Origin of the sequence: Chryseobacterium sp. SIMBA_028 (genome assembly GCF_046535285.1) — a bacterium.
Lineage (GTDB): Bacteria > Bacteroidota > Bacteroidia > Flavobacteriales > Weeksellaceae > Chryseobacterium.
The window spans coordinates 1-250 of record NZ_JAWRWZ010000624.1; the positions used below are offsets into that span (position 1 = coordinate 1).

At 35.6% G+C, this 250-nt stretch carries 1 pseudogene; it reads right to left on the minus strand.

Features of this window, described 5'->3' with window-relative positions:
* Positions 1-250: pseudogene (locus SCA31_RS24720) on the minus strand (FAD-dependent monooxygenase); the annotation flags it as partial.

A 250-nucleotide genomic window follows, 5' to 3' on the forward strand; every position in this document is an offset into this window, starting at 1 on the left:
ATCGGAAACAATGATGATATCAGAATCTATGGAAGTACCATCGGAATATGTGAGTTTTCCTTGAGGGGAGAGGCTGACAGGTTTTTCGTAAGATATTTTTTCAGAGGGGATGTTGTGTGTTAAAATATCAATCAGTGAACTTCTCGCAATTACAAAAACGTCGTTCAGTTCTTTTTCTGCGATGATGCTTCCTTTATGAGAGTATTTAATGTATTTTTTTAAGAAATTACCCTGTTTAAAAAGCGTGGCT